Source organism: Rothia sp. HMSC072E10, assembly GCF_001813965.1.
GTDB lineage: Bacteria > Actinomycetota > Actinomycetes > Actinomycetales > Micrococcaceae > Rothia > Rothia mucilaginosa_A.
Genome location: NZ_KV814491.1, coordinates 780,314 through 797,537, shown reverse-complemented (window position 1 = coordinate 797,537; position 17,224 = coordinate 780,314). Strand labels below are relative to the sequence as shown.

Annotated in this window: 15 protein-coding genes; 8 read left to right on the top strand and 7 right to left on the bottom strand. The window is 61.4% G+C overall.

What is annotated here, in order from left to right; translation table 11 throughout:
* The first annotated feature begins 447 nt into the window (after window positions 1–447).
* The 5 genes from HMPREF2944_RS08455 to HMPREF2944_RS08435 all read left to right on the top strand — a co-directional run bounded on the left by HMPREF2944_RS08455 (window position 448) and on the right by HMPREF2944_RS08435 (window position 5,990).
* A complete protein-coding gene (locus tag HMPREF2944_RS08455) occupies window positions 448–1,797 on the top strand; it encodes a hemolysin family protein (protein ID WP_070682389.1) in 1,350 nt (449 codons plus the stop codon).
* A complete protein-coding gene (locus HMPREF2944_RS08450; protein ID WP_049333281.1) occupies window positions 1,794–2,888 on the top strand; it encodes a hemolysin family protein in 1,095 nt (364 codons plus the stop codon). The genes HMPREF2944_RS08455 and HMPREF2944_RS08450 overlap by 4 nt, the downstream gene beginning before the upstream one ends.
* Before the next feature lie 274 nt (window positions 2,889–3,162).
* On the top strand, window positions 3,163–4,164 hold the full coding sequence (locus tag HMPREF2944_RS08445) for a metal ABC transporter solute-binding protein, Zn/Mn family (protein WP_070682382.1): 1,002 nt from the start codon (window positions 3,163–3,165) through the stop codon (window positions 4,162–4,164).
* Entirely contained in the window at window positions 4,165–5,070 is a 906-nt protein-coding gene (locus HMPREF2944_RS08440; RefSeq protein WP_070682377.1) for a metal ABC transporter ATP-binding protein, read from the top strand.
* Entirely contained in the window at window positions 5,067–5,990 is a 924-nt protein-coding gene (locus HMPREF2944_RS08435) for a metal ABC transporter permease (RefSeq protein ID WP_070682374.1), read from the top strand. Before HMPREF2944_RS08440 ends, HMPREF2944_RS08435 begins: the two co-directional genes overlap by 4 nt.
* Before the next feature lie 191 nt (window positions 5,991–6,181).
* Here the strand turns inward: HMPREF2944_RS08435 and HMPREF2944_RS08430 are convergent, their stop codons facing one another.
* A complete protein-coding gene (locus HMPREF2944_RS08430; RefSeq protein ID WP_049342794.1) occupies window positions 6,182–6,646 on the bottom strand; it encodes a Fur family transcriptional regulator in 465 nt (154 codons plus the stop codon).
* A gap of 162 nt (window positions 6,647–6,808) precedes the next feature.
* On the opposite strand from HMPREF2944_RS08430, the gene HMPREF2944_RS08425 reads away from it, so the two are divergent.
* Both HMPREF2944_RS08425 and HMPREF2944_RS08420 read left to right on the top strand, forming a co-directional pair.
* Entirely contained in the window at window positions 6,809–7,486 is a 678-nt protein-coding gene (locus HMPREF2944_RS08425; RefSeq protein WP_070682370.1) for an MBL fold metallo-hydrolase, read from the top strand.
* 53 nt (window positions 7,487–7,539) lie between these two features.
* Complete coding sequence (locus HMPREF2944_RS08420) at window positions 7,540–7,968, top strand: HIT family protein (RefSeq protein ID WP_070682552.1); 429 nt, start codon at window positions 7,540–7,542, stop codon at window positions 7,966–7,968.
* Between the two features lie 126 nt (window positions 7,969–8,094).
* Here the strand turns inward: HMPREF2944_RS08420 and budA are convergent, their stop codons facing one another.
* The 5 genes from budA to lipB all read right to left on the bottom strand — a co-directional run bounded on the left by budA (window position 8,095) and on the right by lipB (window position 13,849).
* Window positions 8,095–8,844: an acetolactate decarboxylase gene (budA, locus tag HMPREF2944_RS08415; RefSeq protein WP_049337825.1), complete on the bottom strand. Its 750-nt coding sequence runs from the start codon at window positions 8,842–8,844 to the stop codon at window positions 8,095–8,097.
* Window positions 8,845–9,391: 547 nt separating this feature from the next.
* Complete coding sequence (glnA, locus tag HMPREF2944_RS08410; protein WP_049342797.1) at window positions 9,392–10,816, bottom strand: type I glutamate--ammonia ligase; 1,425 nt, start codon at window positions 10,814–10,816, stop codon at window positions 9,392–9,394.
* Between the two features lie 314 nt (window positions 10,817–11,130).
* On the bottom strand, window positions 11,131–11,847 hold the full coding sequence (locus HMPREF2944_RS08405) for a DUF4191 domain-containing protein (RefSeq protein ID WP_049333265.1): 717 nt from the start codon (window positions 11,845–11,847) through the stop codon (window positions 11,131–11,133).
* Window positions 11,848–12,049: 202 nt separating this feature from the next.
* On the bottom strand, window positions 12,050–13,057 hold the full coding sequence (gene lipA / locus HMPREF2944_RS08400; protein ID WP_049333262.1) for a lipoyl synthase: 1,008 nt from the start codon (window positions 13,055–13,057) through the stop codon (window positions 12,050–12,052).
* 120 nt (window positions 13,058–13,177) lie between these two features.
* Complete coding sequence (gene lipB / locus HMPREF2944_RS08395) at window positions 13,178–13,849, bottom strand: lipoyl(octanoyl) transferase LipB (protein WP_049342798.1); 672 nt, start codon at window positions 13,847–13,849, stop codon at window positions 13,178–13,180.
* A 391-nt stretch (window positions 13,850–14,240) separates the two neighbouring features.
* Here lipB and HMPREF2944_RS08390 point away from each other — a divergent pair, with 391 nt between their 5' ends.
* Window positions 14,241–15,533, top strand: a complete 1,293-nt coding sequence (locus HMPREF2944_RS08390) for a peptidase (RefSeq protein ID WP_141755756.1) — start codon at window positions 14,241–14,243, stop codon at window positions 15,531–15,533.
* Window positions 15,534–15,686: 153 nt separating this feature from the next.
* Here HMPREF2944_RS08390 and sucB read toward each other — a convergent pair.
* Window positions 15,687–17,224 (bottom strand): 2-oxoglutarate dehydrogenase, E2 component, dihydrolipoamide succinyltransferase (sucB, locus tag HMPREF2944_RS08385; protein ID WP_070682364.1); only part of this gene is annotated, 1,538 nt, incomplete at its 5' end.

The window sequence follows — 17,224 nt, the reverse complement described above, 5'->3', positions numbered from 1 at the left end:
GCGAATCATCACGCTGAGCATGTGCGCATCGCCTGCGGTAGAGGCCGTATGTGCGGGGTGTGCACCGTACAAACCTGCCTAGCGTGCCGTGAACTCCGGAGTTCATCCGCTTGCTTGGCGGCACACTCATGCTCCTATGTATAAGTGTAGAGAGAATCACCGTGAAGTTTCCACCTGAGAACAGTATGTAGACAATGCAATTTTTCACTCAACACGGTTCAAATAAGCTAAGGGCCGCCATAAAGCCCCTCACGAGGCCTTCCGCCCAGAACGGAACCGACCCGGAGCAACGAGGCGGCCCGGAACCTTCGCTAGAATATGGGGTATGGATGACCCTTCGAGTACGAACGTACACACAGACCAGCGCGGAGTACCCGCACTATTCCGCGACCCGACCGCTACTCTACCCGTGCTCGGCGCATCGCTCCGAACCGAGGTGGTGACCGAGTGGATCTGATTCTTCTGCTGATCGGGCTATTGCTCATTCTTGGAACCGGATTCTTTGTGGCCGTCGAGTTCTCTCTCGTGGCCCTCGAAGCCGCCACCGTGCAGCAGGCCAAAGACTCCGGCGACAAGGCCGCAGACGCCGTCCTGCGCTGCCTCAAGACCCTATCCACGCAGCTCTCCAGCTGCCAGATCGGCATCACTATCACCACCCTGCTTACCGGTTACACCCTCGACGCCGCCATCAAGGCGCTCACCACGGGCACCATCGGTAGCCTGGGCCTGCCAAGCGGATTAACCGACGTTCTTACCCTCGTCCTCGCGATGCTCATCGCGACCCTGCTGTCCATGGTGATGGGCGAACTGCTGCCCAAGGGGCTCGCCATCGCGGACCCCTACAACGTGGCCCGCCGCCTTGCCCCCTTCCAGCTGAACTTCACCCGCATTATTTCGCCGCTCGTGCGCATCATGAACGGCTCCGCAAACTGGATTCTGGGCCGCTTCGGCATGGAAGCCAAAGAAGAACTCTCCGCCGCCCGCACCCCCGACGAGCTCTCCTCGATGGTGCGTCGCTCCGCTAAGGAAGGTACCCTCGACTCAGCCGTAGCCCGCTTCTTGGACCGCACCCTGCGCTTCTCCGAGCTGACCGCCTCCGAGGTCATGACCCCGCGAGGTCAGGTCTCCATGCTCGAGGACACCGCACCCGTCAGCGATATCATCGAGCTGGCACGCTCCACCGGCCACTCCCGATTCCCGATCTACAAGGGCGACCACGACAACATTGTGGGTGTTGTGCACGTCAAGAAGGCCGTGGGCGTTCCCCCCGAAGTGCGCGGCACCCTCGAGGCCGGCGCGCTCGCCGAAGACGTTCTGCAGGTCCCCGAGACCCTGCACCTGGACGCGCTGCTCACCCAGCTGCGCCAGGGAGCCCTGCAGCTTGCCGTGGTCCTCGACGAGTACGGCGGAACCGCGGGTATCGCAACGCTCGAAGACCTCGTTGAAGAAATCGTCGGCGAAGTCTCCGACGAACACGACCGCGGACGCACCGAGCGCCCCCTGCGCTACGGCAACGGCGACTGGGTCTTCTCCGGCCTGCGCCGCCCCGACGAAATCAACGCCCTTATTCCCGGACTCGAGGTTGAGGAAAGCCCCGAGTACGAGACGGTCGGCGGCTTTATGATGGATCGACTCGGCCGCATCCCCGAAATCGGCGACACCGTCCCGGTCACCGGGGGCACCCTGCGCGTTGACGCCCTCGAAGGCCGGCGCGTTGACCGCATCCGATTCACCCCCGACTCTGAAGAAAACTCGGCTCACGAGGACACCGCACCGAAGAAGGGAGTACGCGCATGAACGACTGGGTAGCCATCGCACTGCTGGTCCTGCTGCTTGCCGGAAACGCCTTCTTCGTCTCCGGTGAGTTCTCCATCATGTCCACCCGACGTGCACAGGTCGAGCCCCTCGCGGAGGAAGGTAACAAACGGGCGCAGACCGTCATCTACGCCCTTGAACACGTCTCGCTCATGCTCGCCACCTGCCAGCTGGGCATCACCATCTGCTCGCTGCTCATCCTGAATGTCTCGGAGCCTGCGCTACACCACCTGCTGGAGATGCCCATGCACCTGGTTGGCCTGCCCACCGCGGTCGTCGACGTGCTGGCCTTCGGCATCACCCTCATCCTGGTGACCTACCTGCACGTCATCTTCGGCGAAATGGTGCCCAAGAACGCAACCGTCACCCTCGCCGCCCGAGGCCTGGCCCTCTGGGTTGTGCCGCCGCTGGTGCGTGTCTCCAAGGTCTTCGCACCCATCGTGGCTCTGCTCAATAACCTCTCCAACAGCCTGCTGCACCTCATGAAGGTCGAAGCTAAGGACGAGGTTGCCTCGACCTTCACCCTGGGCGAGCTGCAGACCATCGTGGCCACCTCGACCGCCGAAGGTACCGTGGAGGATGACGCCGGCGTGATCGAGGGCGCCCTCGAGTTCACCGAGAAGGAAATCTCCGACATCATGGTGACCGGTGACAAGCTCGTCACCCTGCCCTTCGGCAGCACCCCCGCAGAGCTGGAGCACGCCGTGGCCCGCAGCGGTTACTCTCGCTTCGTCATCACCGACAGCGACGGAACCTATATGGGATACCTGCACGTGAAGGACGCGCTCGCCGTCTCCCCGGAGCGATTCAACGAGCCCTTCCCCTGGTATAAGCTGCGCTCTCTGGATACGCTCTCGCCGACCACGGATATCGACGATGCGCTGACTTCGATGCAGCGCACCCGAACCCACATCGCGCAGGTCATGGACAGTCACGGCCGCACCCTGGGTGTGGTCTTCCTGGAGGACGTGCTCGAGGAGCTCGTCGGCGAAATCAACGACACTACACAGGACGAGGTGCGCGAACGTATTCGCCGTCAGCGTGCCCGTGCTGCGGGTCGGGACGCCGACTAAGGCGACGTCCGGCCCCTCGGCTCGGCTACTCGAGGACCCTACCCTCCGGTGACCGTCTGCGGCAGAAACGATGCCCCGCGCTTCAGCGCCCACTGCCCTGAAGCACGGGGCATTTGCGTACCTGAACCGTCGATAAGGCATGCCTCCAAAGGGCATCGAACGCGGGTATTCGCCCGGTCGGGACAACAAATAAAGAGTTGTTTATACGGGTATGCGCGTGGTGTAGTTAAGAAACGGAAGAAACACATCAGCAGACGAACAGAAAGAGAACGATATGTCGCATCGCCCCATCACCCGCAAGCACTTCCTCACCGCGCTGGGATCTCTCGCGGCGACCTCCCTCTTTCTGACCGGCTGCGCCACCGAGAACAGCTCCTCCGGTTCGAGCGCCTCCGCTAACTCGAACGGCAAGGTTAAGGTGCTCGCCTCCACCGACGTGTACGCCGATATCGTTAAGCAGGTCGGTGGCGACAACGTTGAGGTCAGCGCGCTGATTTCCTCCACCGGCACCGACCCCCACTCCTACGAAGCCACCAGCTCCGACCGACTCAAGGCCAAGGACGCATCCCTGATCGTCATCAACGGCGCGGGCTACGATCTGTTCCTTGAAGACCTGGCCGGCAAGGATAACGCCTCCCAGAAGGTCGTGAACGCGGTCAAGGTCAGCGGCAAGCTCACCGATGCAGAGTACGACCACCTGGTCGAGGACCACCGCGGCGGCGAACACCATGAGGACGGCGGCGATCACGCCCACGCTCACGAGTTCAACGAGCACCTCTGGTACGACTTCGAAACCATGAAGAAGGTTGCCCAGCAGATTGCCGAGGACCTCGCCACCCTGGACTCCGTGCACGCTGAGGCCTACCGCTCGAACGCCGCCAACTTCGTCAAGGAGCTGGACGGCCTCGAAGCCTCCGCAAAGGCCATCTCCGGTGCGGGCAAGAAGTACCTCTCCACCGAGCCCGTACCCGATTACCTGATCTCCTCCACCGGCGCCGAGAACGCAACCCCCAGCGAGTTCGCCGAGGCTGTCGAAGCGGGTAACGACGTTCCCGCCCTCGTGCTGAAGGAAACCAAGGACCTTATCAGCGAGAAGAAGGTGCAGCTGCTGGCCTACAACGAGCAGACCGCCACCTCCCAGACGAACGAGGTGCTGCAGACCGCGAAGGACGCTTCCGTAAACTACGTATCCTTCACCGAAACCCTGCCCGAGAACACCGACTACCTGGCCTGGATGAAGACCAACGTCAGCAACCTCGAAAAGGCGCTCTCCTAAGTGACTGATAACAATAACGGTGCCACCCCCGCGATTTCGATTCGCGGGGGTAGCCTCGCTTTCGGGGCCCGCACCCTCTGGAAAAATCTCACCCTCGATATTGGGGCCGGGGAGTACTTCGCGGTGCTCGGCCCGAACGGCTCCGGCAAATCAACCTTCCTCAAGGTCATCCTCGGACTGACCGGTCTTAACTCCGGCGAAATTTCGGTGCTCGGCAAGCCCGCCCGCCTGGGCAACCCCGGTGTCGGGTACGTGCCCCAGCAGAAGGCAATCGATCCCTCCACCCCGATGCGCGCTCGCGACCTCGTGGGCCTGGGCGTGGACGGGCACCGCTGGGGTATCCGCCTGCACGGCCGCAAGTACCGTGCCAAGGTCGACGAGCTGCTGGAGGCGGTGGGCGCCACCGAGTACGCCAACGTTCCGGTGGGTCTGCTCTCCGGCGGTGAGCAGCAGCGCCTGCGCATTGCCCAGGCCCTCGCGAACGACCCAAAGATTCTGCTGGCCGATGAGGCGCTCCTCTCCCTAGACCTAAACCATCAGTACGCCGTGGCGGAGCTGATTCACCGGTTCAACCGCGAGCACGGAGTCTCGGTAATTTTCGTGACGCACGAGATCAACCCGATTATCGAGCACGTGGATCGCGTGCTCTACCTGGCCAACGGCCGCTTTACGGTTGGTTCGGTCGAAGAGGTTATGACGAGCGAGACCCTCACCTCCCTGTACGGAACTCCGGTGAGTGTGCTCAAGTCCAACGGCCGCTACGTGGTGGTGGGGGAGACCCACGCCAGCGATCACTGCCACATTGAAGGTGGCGACCAGAATATCCACGGTGCCCACCTGCGAGTCGAGGCACAGCCCGGCGACGCGTCCGGCACCCTGCACCTATCGGGAGGAACCGCTCGATGACCATTCTCTCTTCCCTCCCCGCGTTGGCCGCCGCTGCATCCAGCACGCAGGGTGATTTGCTCTCGCGCATCTTCGTGTTTGACCGTTACGGCGAGCTGTTGCATATGCTGCAGAACTCCATTTTTGCGGGTGCTGTGCTGGGCCTCATTGGTGGCTTCGTCGGCATCTTCGTGATGATGCGCGATCACGCCTTCGCGGTGCACGGCATTTCTGAGATGTCCTTCGCGGGAGCGGCCCTGGCCCTGCTTCTGGGCTACGACGTGGTCACCGGCTCCATGGTTGGCTCGATTGCCTCGGCCCTGCTGATTGCGATGATTGGGTCCAAGGCGAGCGAGTCGAACTCGGTGATTGGCGCACTCATGCCCTTCGGCCTGGGGCTGGGTATTCTGTTCCTTTCGCTGTATCAGGGTCGTAGTGCGAATAAGTTTGGCCTGCTCACCGGTCAGATTGTGTCCGTGGATGCCGACCAGCTGAACACCATGATTATTGGTGCGGTGGTCATTATTGCCCTGCTGATTATTGTGTGGAGGCCCCTGAGCTTCGCCTCCCTCGACCCGGACGTGGCTCGGGCGAAGGGCGTTCCGATGCGCTTCCTCTCGCTGGTTTTCATGGTTGTGCTGGGTATCGCGGTGGCGCTGTCGGTGCAGGTGGTCGGTTCGCTGCTGGTGCTGGCCCTGCTGATAACCCCGGCGGCGGCGGCGATGCAGGTGACGGCTTCTCCGCTGCGCACGCTGCTGCTTTCAGTGCTTTTCGCTGAGGCCTCCATCGTGGGCGGCATTATGCTGGCGCTGGCCGGCTCACTGCCGATTAGCCCGTACGTGACGAGCATTTCCTTCCTGATTTACCTGGTGTGCCGTATGATTGGTTCCGTGAAGCGCCGCCACAGCGCCTCGGGCCGTCATCTGGCGGCAAAGAACTAGCTTACGTCCGCAGACGTGAAAGAGCCCCCGCTCGAGTTGAGCGGGGGCTCTTTCACGTCGTGCTACGGGGTTGGGTTCTCAACGCCCTGTGTGTTGTCGTGCTGTGTCGTGCTGATATGTTGTCGTGCTATTGGTGGGATTCGTCGGTATTTGGCCGGAATCCCAACCGCTTCTAGGACAGTGTGCCGACCCTAGCGGGCCGATTCGTTCTGCGTTTCTTCTTCTCGCAGGGCCAGGGTGCAATCGGGGCAGTAGCCGGTCACCTCGACCACGTGCTCGAGCTCCGAGAAGCCGTACTTCTTGCCCATGGTCAGTGCCCAATCCTCGAAATCGGGAGCTTCCAGCTCGATGGCGGTGCCGCATCGGCGGCAGAGCAGGTGGTGGTGGTGCTCCTTGGCACGGCAGTGGCGGTACAGGGTTTCGCCCTCAACGCCCTTGACCGAGTCCAGTTCGCCGGTGTTGGCCAGCGACTGCAGCACGCGGTAAGTGGTTGCAAGGGAGACCTGTTCCTTGCGGTTTGCGAGAGTGAGGTGCAGATCCTGTGCCGAAATAAAATCGCCGAGCTCTTCCATCGTGGCCTTGATGATGCGGCGCTGACGTGTGTTGCGAGCTTCGGCGGGCTTCGTAATTCTCCGAACGGGAATATGAGTGTCCATTGATGAACCTTTCGGAGCGGGTAGCCGCCCCCAATAGTCACGGTCGATCTTGTGTAAAGAACTGTACACTAAAGCCACATAGAAAGCCTCTGATTTGCACTTTGTCTCAAAAAGTGAAGTTTTTTGGGCTAAGGAGAGAGACACAAGAGTAAACTGAAACACATGAAGCTAACGAAGTACACCCACTCCAGCGTCCGCATCGAGAACGACGGACACGTCCTGGTGATTGACCCCGGTAACTTTTCCCCCGATGGCGAGCACGCCGAGGCCCTGCAGAGCGCGGAGTACCTGTTCATTACCCACGCCCACCCCGACCACTTTCACGCTCCCTCGGTACTGCCGATTATTGCCCAGCGCATCGCAGAGGGTAACCCTCTGAAGATTTGGACCGTTCCCGAGGTCGCCAAGGTCATTCTGGAGGCCTCTCCCGAGGCTGAGGTGACCGTCGTGGAGGCGGACACCGAGTTCGCCATCCCCGGCTTCGACGTGAAGACCTTCGGCGGCCAGCACGCCCTGATTCATCCGCTGATTCCCGTAATCCGCAACGTCGGCTACCTGTTCAACAACAGCCTGTACCACCCGGGTGACTCGCTGGTGGTTCCGCACCGCGTGCGTGCGAATACCGTTCTGGTACCGATTCACGCCCCCTGGTCGAAGGTTCAGGAAGTCATTGATTTTGTGATCGCGACCGGCGCGCAGCGCGTGGTCCCGATTCACAACGGCATGATTAACGCTAACGGTACCGGCATTATCGAGGGTCTGGTGACGAACTTCGGTGGCAAGTACGGTACCGAGCTGAAACATCTGAACCCCGGTGAGAGCATTGAGGTTGAGGCGTAAGCCTGACCGTTGAGATTCAAACGCGCCGACGACGGCGCATGAAGGAGATTATTGTGAGCACGATTTTTACCAAGATTATTGACGGCGAGCTTCCCGGCCGCTTCGTCTGGAAGGACGAGCAGTGCGTGGCGTTCATGGACATCATGCCCCAGTCGGAAGGTCACCTGCTGGTGGTTCCCCGCGCGGAGATTGACCGCTGGCCCGACCTGCCGGCTGAGCTGGCTGCGCACCTGTTCGCTGTGGTGCACAAGATTTCGGGTGCCCTGGATCAGGCGTTTCATAAGGAGCGTGTGGCTTTGGTGATTGCTGGCTTCGACGTGCCGCACACCCACATCCACCTGTTCCCGGTTGATAGCATGGCTGAGTACGACCCCGCCAACGCCAAGAAGGACGCCACCGCCGAAGAGCTGGATGCGGCCGCTGAGAAGGTGCGCGCAGCCCTGCGCAAGCGCGGCCACGGCGAGTTCGTGCCGGAGGCGTAAGCGCCCTTTACAGCGCGTATAAACACGACAGCGCGTATAAACACGAAGGAGCCGCCCTCTACAGAACAGTAGAGGGCGGCTCCTTCGTTAATATAGCCCGTTGCTATATCCCGGCGGGAAAGAAGCTTAGTGCTTTTCAGCCTTGGAGATCTGTTCAGCCAGGTCCTCGGGGGAGAGGTTAGCGGAGGAGAATTCGGGGGTTAGCGGCAGGTGTAGCTGCAGGCCGGTACCGGGGCAAATTTCGACCTTTGCGGAGCGCAGCTTGAAGTCGACCACGTGGCCGCCCTGAACGCGCTCATCGTCGATAAAGTGGGCGTGGCAGCCGGGCACCGAGATACCCTGCTCGTAGATGGGGGTGCGGAAGCCAACAATCGTGCCGGTCACGTTATCGAACTGGACAATGTCCTCATTCTCGGTGGCCGCAACCATCTTCGGGTAAGGCTTCTCCTGCTTGATGACGGTGCGGGTGCGGACCCATTCGAACTCGCCGTAAATCTTGATGGCGTACATGTAGTTCTTGGAGACGGTGAAGTCATCCAGGATCTGGGAAGCAGACTTACGGAGCAGGTTCTGCGGCAGTTCGCGCTTAATCATGGGCACGAAGTTGGTGACCACGGCGTAGGGGGTCTGCTGGCGCAGGTCGGGCAGGGATACGGAGCCGTCGTGACGCACCTGGTAGCAGACGCCGTCGAGGACGACCATTTCGCCGTCGAGGCCGTTGAAGGTACCCACACCGAAGTTGCCGTGGCTCAGGAGCTCACCGATGGTCATTTCGCCATCGTAGATGCCGTCCAGCAGCTGGGACATGAGGCCGGTCTGAAAAACTTCGTTACGGAAAACAGTTTCACCGTTTAGGATGGTCGGCTGATATGCCATGGTATTTCTCCTCGTTACAGTGGATGCGGCGTCAGACGGGTCGGTCGGTCATCGGCGATGCTCGCCCTAGCTGATGCTAAAAAGGGGAAGGGCGGCGGGGAGAACACGGCGTATGGTGTCGTTTCTCGAGGAATTCGTAGGTGACGCAGGCCGGGCGCGCGCACCTTCTATTTTACTCCTCTTCGCTTTTTCGTTCAGGAAGGGGGCTCTAACATACATCGTTCGTGCCTGAGTGGACAGAAGGGAGCATAGAAAATGCCGGCGCCCCTCCCGGTTGCACGACGTAAGTAAGAGGAGCGCCAGCACCTTTAGGTTAATCCTTAGAGTCGCTCTAAGCGCAAGTCACAGGCTTGAACCAGGGATAACGATTCAGCACGTGGGGCCTCGCGAATTCCCAAAACCTTAGACCTGAACGGGTGACAGATGCCGCGGCGCACGCGAATCGCCTCTGCATCGGTACTGGGCGTGTTAAACGACTGTTCCCCGCGCACCTCACGGGTGAGCGGGGAACAGCTACAGGCTAGCTACTGAAATAGGGTGGTAGCTCTTAGACGCCGTAGTACAGCTGGTACTCGAGCGGGTGCGGAATCAGCGAGAGGGGCTCCAGCTCGTTCTTACGCTTGTAATCAATCCAAGCCTGAATCAGATCCTCGGTGAACACGCCACCCTCGAGCAGGAAGTCGTGGTCAGCCTCGAGAGCTTCCAGAGCGGCCTCCAGGTTAGCGGGAGCCTTCTTGATGTCCTTGGCTTCCTCGGCGGGCAGCTCGTACAGGTCCTTGTCAATCGGGGCGGGCGGCTCGATGCGGTTGCGGATACCGTCCAGACCAGCCATCAGCTGAGCTGCAAACGCGAAGTAGGGGTTAGCCGAGGGGTCGGGTGCACGGAACTCGAGGCGCTTAGCCTTCGGGTTGGTGCCGGTAATCGGAATACGGATACCTGCCGAACGGTTACCCTGCGAGTACACCATGTTCACGGGAGCCTCGTAGCCGGGAACCAGACGCTTGTAGGAGTTCACGGTCGGGTTGGTGAAGGCCAGAACAGCGGAGGAGTGCTCAATCAGACCGCCGATGTACCAGCGAGCGATGTCGGAGAGGTTGGCGTAGCCGCGCTCGTCGTAGAAGAGGGGCTCACCGTTCTGCCACAGCGACTGGTGGCAGTGCATACCCGAACCGTTATCGCCGAAGACGGGCTTCGGCATGAAGGTCACGGACTTGCCCCAGGCATCTGCGGTGCCCTTGATAACGTACTTGAACTTCAGCAGATCGTCAGCGGCCTTGGTCAGGGTGTCGAACTTGTAGTTGATCTCTGCCTGGCCGGCTGCGCCCACCTCGTGGTGGCTACGCTCGACCTCGAGGCCAACCTCGTCCAACGCTACGCACATTGCGTCACGCAGGTCAGCCTGCTTGTCGACGGGGGAGACGGGGAAGTAACCGCCCTTGACGGGGGTCTTGTTGCCCAGGTTGCCGCCCTCTTCCTTACGGCCGGTGTTCCAGGGAGCCTCGTCAGAGTCAATCTTGTAGAACACGGAGTTCGGCTCGACCTGGTAGCGCACATCCTCGAAGACGAAGAACTCAGCCTCGGAGGCGAAGAACGCGGTGTCCGCAATGCCGGTGGACTGCAGGTATGCCTCGGCGCGCTCGGCAACGCCGCGGGGATCGCGGTGGTAGGGCTCGCCGGTACGGGGGTTCACGATGGAGCAGATGATGACCAGGGTCTTCTCAATGCGGAAGGGGTCAACGTATGCGGACTGAACGTCGGGAATCAGCTGCATGTCGGACTCTGCAATGCCCTGGAAGCCGCGAATGGAGGAGCCATCAAAAAGCTGGCCGTTGACGAAGAAATCGTCATCAATCGCCTTGGCGGGCAGGTTGAAGTGCTGCTGCACGCCGGGCATGTCGGTAAATCGAATGTCGACGAAGACTACTTCTTCGTTCTTAATGAAATCGAGGACTTCCTGGGGGCTGGTAAACATGAGGACTGCTCCTTGTTTGATTGAGTGCGGAGCAGGAATAGTAACCCGCCGCGACACCTCAACCTGTTTGTCTAGTGTCGGTTTCGGGCGAATCACGAATCACCCGGACATATCCAGCATAGTAGGTATTTTTTTCGGGTGCATGACTAACGTGTTTCGTCAATGTTACAAATTTGGGAAACAGGTAACATCTCTGTTTTTTCTGTGTCTCATCTTTCGCGCCCGGTGGCAGCGGAACGCTACCGGCAATAACGACCCCGGGTACGACGAAGGCCCCGACCCTCCGCGGGGGAGAGGTCGGGGCCTAGTATTGCCTAACGGCCGCGCATCGCGCGACGATCGGGGCGCGCACGCATCGGGTCGACGCCCTTGGGCAGACCGTTCATCGGGTTGCGCATGTGGTTCAGAGTCTTCAGACGACCACCCACCGCCTGCACTTCCTGCTGGGTCAGAGCCTTGGGCAGCTTGTTCATGGTCTTCACGACATCCTTGAGCTCCACCTGGCCCTCATCGTGGCCGGTCTCAATCACGTGCACGGGCACGCCGGGAGCCACACGGTTCAGGTGCTTCTTCTCGGTGTTCACCAGGACATTCACGCGGCTGTGGGGACCTTCGGTCACCAGCACGATGCCGGGGCGGCCCAGCGCACGGAACACCATATCCTGGTTGCGGTTAGCGGCCACCGGCTGCTCCTCAACCTGCCAGCCGCGACGCACCGAGTTCATGGCTGCACCGCTTCGGCCGGGCTGACCTTCAATCTGCGAGAAGGCGGCGGCCTCCGCGCGACGGCTCAGAATCAGCATGGCCACAACAGCGGCGGCGCCCAGACCCAGAATAAGGAAGGTAATCCAGTTACCCAGGGCAACGCCGATGAGGATAAAGACCAGGAGAGTGCCCAGGGCGGCCAGGCTCAGAATCCAACCGATATTCGGGTCGGACTTCTTGGTCATCTGGTAGACCTGCTTCATCTGGGCAAAGGTGCCCGGAGTGCGTTCCTTCTTCTTTTTCTTCTCTTCGCGCTTATCTGCCACGATTCTTCCTCGGTGGTTCTTCCGCGGTCCCGAGGCGCCTCAAACGCTCACGGAACCATAGTGACGTAACGATGCAGTGTGCCTGCAATTTATCTAGTTTACCCTACCCGCACAATGGCCGGGGCATAAGGGAAAGCTCCCCGAACACCAGCTGAATACCGGTTTGGGGAGCCTCCACGCTTCAGACGGAATCCGAAACGGCTTAGTAGCCCGCAGCCACCAGAGAGGAGGCTTCCTGCAGAGCAGCGCCCTCACTCTCGATGTGAGCCAGGTTCTCGGGGATGGGGTAGCCGTTCTTGCGCATCGCGCGAGCCCACAGGCGACCCGCGCGGTAGGAAGAACGAACCATCGGGCCGGCCATAACGCCAGCGAAGCCAATCTCCTCAGCCATGTTTGCGAAGTCCACGAACTGCTGCGGCTTCACCCAACGCTCGATGGGGTGGAAGAGCGGGCCGGGGCGCAGGTACTGGGTGAGGGTAATGATGTCACAGCCGGCATCGTGCAGGTCGCACAGCGCCTCGTAAATCTCGTCGTCGGTCTCGCCCATGCCCAGAATCAGGTTGGACTTGGTGACCATGCCGCCTTCCTTAGCCTGGGTGATGACATCCAGGGAACGCTCGTAACGGAACGCCGGGCGAATCTGGCGGAAGATACGGGGAACGGTCTCCAGGTTGTGGGCGAACACCTCGGGCTTCGCGTCAATCACCTTCTGGACGTGCTCGGGAACACCCTTGAAGTCGGGGACGAGCATCTCGACGCCGGTGTTCGGGCACATCTTGTGAATCTGGCGGGTGGTCTCTGCGTACAGCCACGCACCGCCGTCTTCCAGATCGTCACGGGCCACGCCGGTCACGGTAGCGTAGCGCAGACCCATAACCTTCACGTTCTTTGCCACCTTGAAAGGCTCAGCGTAGTCCACAGCGACGGGCTTACCGGTCGCAATGTTGCAGAAGTCGCAACGACGGGTGCACTCGGAGCCACCAATCAGGTAGGTTGCCTCACGGTCCTCCCAGCACTCGTAGATGTTGGGGCAGCCGGCCTCTTCACACACGGTGTGCAGACCCTGGCCACGAGCCAGCTCGCGCATCTCGTTGTACTCGGGGCCGACAATGGCCTTGGTCTTAATCCAGTGAGGCTTCTTCTCGATGGGAGTCTCGGCGTTGCGAGCCTCCACGCGCAGCAGCTTGCGTCCGTCAGGCTTGGTGCTCAAAGGTCTTCTCCTTGGGTTCGACGTGCCCTCTGCTCAATCGGGCCACGTCCTATTCTACGCCCGGTGCGGCGTAAGTGTAAGTGAGTTTAATATATGACGTATAGGTGACGAACCGGCCGCTTAGGCGCTGACCGGCTCGAAGGATTCGGCCAGGCGGTCCTGGTACTTCACCAGCTCGGCCTCCAGCGGCTCCAGGATTTCGGCGGGGGTAACGGTGCGACCCAGCTGCTCAGAAATCGAGGTGACGCCCGCATCGCTAATGCCGCAGGGGATGAACTGAGCGAAGGGCTCAAGATCGTTGCAGCAGTTGATGGCGAAGCCGTGCATGGTGGTGTTACGCGAAACGCGCATGCCCAGGGCGGCGATCTTCTTATCCTGGGTCTTGCCATCGCCCAGAATCCACACACCGCTGCGGCCCTCGACGCGCTCACCCTTGATACCCAGGCCCGCCAGGACGTTGATGATAATCTCCTCGACAATGCGCACGTAGGCCACCACGTCGATGGGTTCGGGTAGGCGAAGGATGGGGTAGGCGGTCAGCTGACCCGGACCGTGCCAGGTAAGCTTGCCGCCGCGGTCAATCTTGACGACCGGGGTGGATTTGTCTGCGGGGTACTCGTGGTCTTCGGTGCGCTTTCCGGCCGTGATGACGGGCTCGTGCTCCAGTAGAAGAATGGTGTTCTGGCGGGTGCGGTTGGCCACCTCATCATGGATGCGGTACTGGTCCTCGAGGCACTCGACATAGTTCACATAGTTCGGGGCGAAGCCCACTCGTTCAATAGTCACAGACATACCTCTACCTTAGACCCGCGGATGAGCTGATGAAAATTAGGTCGCCCTGAATCATATGATGAGCGAACACGGGGCGACACAATACCTTGTGTACTGGTAGGTGAGCGGTGCTGAAGACTAGGGCTTAGAGGTTTAATTTTATCTTGGGTATTTAATGAAATTATTTAGTGTAATTTGATAGTATTAAGTCATGAATAACGATGAAGTATTCCTGCTCGAAACCATCGGAAACCCCGCCGTGGGCACCCTGAACATTGTCGATTGCCCCTTAGAGATGCGCGTCGAACCGGCTCTGCGCCCGGGGCGCTACACCCGGCGCATCTTCAAGATCCCGGGGAAATCGATAACCCCGAGGCCCGCAAACGGTCCAGGACTCGCGCGGCTCTGCGGGATGAGCGGCCCCTCGGGCGAGAACAACACGGTGAGCCTCTACTACGAACCGCTTGATGCGGGAACCCTGGACCGGCTGCTGGCCCTGCGCCCGCTAGAAATCGAAGAGCTCGTGACCCTGGCCCGCTCCCTGCACGAGGCCATCGAGACCCTGCGCGAAGCGGGGGAGCGGTACGGAGTAATCTCCGCCGAGTACGTGGGACTCACGGCCGGAGGCAAGCCCCGACTGCTGCTCCCGGAGAGCTCCTATATTGCTGCGGAACCCGCTCCCCAAAAGAACGCAGAACCCACAAGCTACGCGTGGGCGGGCGAGTACGTGCGCTCCGCCACAGCCCTGCTATGGCGCGCCGCCTGCGGGCACGACCCCGAACCGGCCGAGGCCCGCGTGCCCCTCAGCCTGCGCCTCGGCCCCGGAACAAAAACCGAAGCCGACCGGGGCGCCGATTGGAGCACCGACCGGGCCCGAAACCTCGGCCGTGCCCTCGAGTACCTGCTGGATGCCCCCGCCGCCCGGCTGGCCCGTATCGGTCTGAACCCCGTGCTTGATCTTGACCTCGACTCCAGGCCCATTAACGTGTACCTCAGCTGCTCCGAACGGGCCCGGATGCTGATTCCCGCCGCTCCGGAACGAGAGGATAGCGCGCGGGATACCCCGCTCGAGAAGACCCGAGAAAAGGTCCGCAAGTTCTTAGAAACCCGCGGGATGGTGACACAACGCGGAAAGTCGGGGAGGCACACCCCCGGGAGAGCCCGCCCACCCGCTACCCACCCCGCCCGACGGCTCGTAAACGCCGACACGGGAGCTGACAAGAAAATCGCCAAAGGCTTGCGGCTTAACACCCCGATGCGGCTCGGGGCCACCGCGCTGACCCTGGCCGCGCTCGCGACCTCTGCCGGCATGCTGACTCTCAACGGGGGAGAGGTAGAAGCCTCGGCTCAGGTGCACGCCGCCTCCGGTGAATCCCCCACGGCACGCGATGCTCCCGACGTATCGGCGGCGGGGGAACGCGAAAACCCAGAGGCGGTGCTGAGGGCTCTTCTCGACCAGCGCAACCGCGAACGCCGCGCCCGAGGCGGCGCCGAGCTCACTCTCGAAAGCATCGAAGATTCCGCCGGAGGCGGGGAAGACCTGCGCATCGTCGCGGTGGTTTCGGCATCGGGCTACCGGCCCAGCGCTGAGGAGAAGCAGGCCCGCAAACTCAGCGAAGAAAATGGGATCACCCGCCAAAAAGTTATTTTCGAGCTGCACCGTGGAGAGCAAGGCTGGGAAATCGTCCGCGCCGAACCCGTATAACCGCGGCTTTGCGGGAACACAAAAGCGGCGGTCCCACCCACCGAAGTGTATGGGACCGCCGCTTTTACGTGCCGCCGGAAAAACCGGCGGAGCTACGCTCGGTTACCCGTCAGGGTATCGCCACAAGGAAACTTCCTTGAGCCTGTGCAGGTCTTAGAGACCCAGCTCGGACTCGAAGTTTGCCTCCTCCAGGCGGGTCTTGACGGTGCGCAGGAAGCGACCTGCGTCTGCACCGTCGACCACGCGGTGGTCGTAGGTGAGGGACAGGTAGCACATGGAGCGGATAGCGATAACGTCGTTACCGTCTGCATCCTGGATAACCATGGGGCGCTTCACGATCGAACCGGTACCGAGGATTGCAACGTTCGGCTGGTTGATGATCGGGGTGTCGAACAGTGCACCGAAGGAACCAATGTTGGTGATGGTGAAGGTCGAACCCGACAGCTCCTCGGGGGAGATGTCGCCGGTACGTGCGCGGCCACCCAGGTCGGCGATAGCCTTTGCCAGGCCAGCAATGCCCAGGTCGGAAGCGTTCTTGATGACGGGAACCAGCAGACCCTTGGGGGTGTCCACAGCAATAGCGATGTTCTCGGAGCCGTGGTAGGTAATCTGCTTGTAGTCCTCGGTCATGGAAGCGTTCAGAGCGGGGTGCTGCTGCAGAGCCTCAGCGGTTGCCTGGACGAAGAAGGGCAGGAAGGTCAGCTTTGCGCCCTCGCGAGCAACGAAGCCGTCCTTAGCCTTTGCACGCAGCTGGACAACGCGGGTCACGTCAACCTCAGTGACCTGGGTCAGCTGGGTGGAAATGTCCAGAGACTCGCGCATACGCTTTGCGATGACCTGGCGGATGCGTGCGGTCTTCTCGACGGTGCCACGCTTGGGGGAAACCTCGAAGGTGTGCGGTGCCTTTGCGGAACCAGCAGCCGGAGCAGCAGCTGCAGCGGGAGCAGCAGCGGCGGGAGCAGCGGAACCCTTAGCGGCGATAGCAGCCTGAACATCCTGCTTGCGGATGCGGCCACCAACACCGGTGCCCTTCACGGTGGACAGGTCGATGCCGTTGTCCTTAGCGAGCTTACGGACCAGCGGGGTCACGTATGCCTCACCCTCAGCAGCTGCCGGAGCGGCAGGTGCGGCGGGAGCAGCAGCCGGTGCAGCAGGTGCGGCGGGAGCTGCGGGAGCGGCCGGAGCAGCTGCGGGAGCCGGAGCGGCGGGAGCAGCAGCAGCGGAAGCGTCACCGATGATAGCCAGAACCTGGCCAACCTCTGCGTCCTCATCCTCGGGGATGCGGATCTCGAGCAGGGTACCTGCAACGGGGGAGGGAACCTCGGTGTCAACCTTGTCGGTGGAAACCTCAACCAGGGGCTCGTCAACCTCAACCTGCTCGCCAACTTCCTTCAGCCAGCGGGTCACGGTGCCCTCGGTCACGGACTCGCCCAGTGCGGGCAACAGGACCTCGGTGCCGGAAGCGGAGCCAGCGGCGGGAGCAGCCGGAGCGGGAGCTGCGGGAGCCTCAGCAGCCGGAGCGGGAGCTGCGGGTGCAGCGGCAGCGGCGGGAGCAGCCGGAGCAGCAGCGCCGGAACCGTCGCCAATGATAGCCAGAGCAGCGCCGACCTCGACGTCCTCGTCCTCCGGGACGAGAATCTGCTCGACAACGCCTGCTACGGGGGAGGGAACCTCGGTGTCAACCTTGTCGG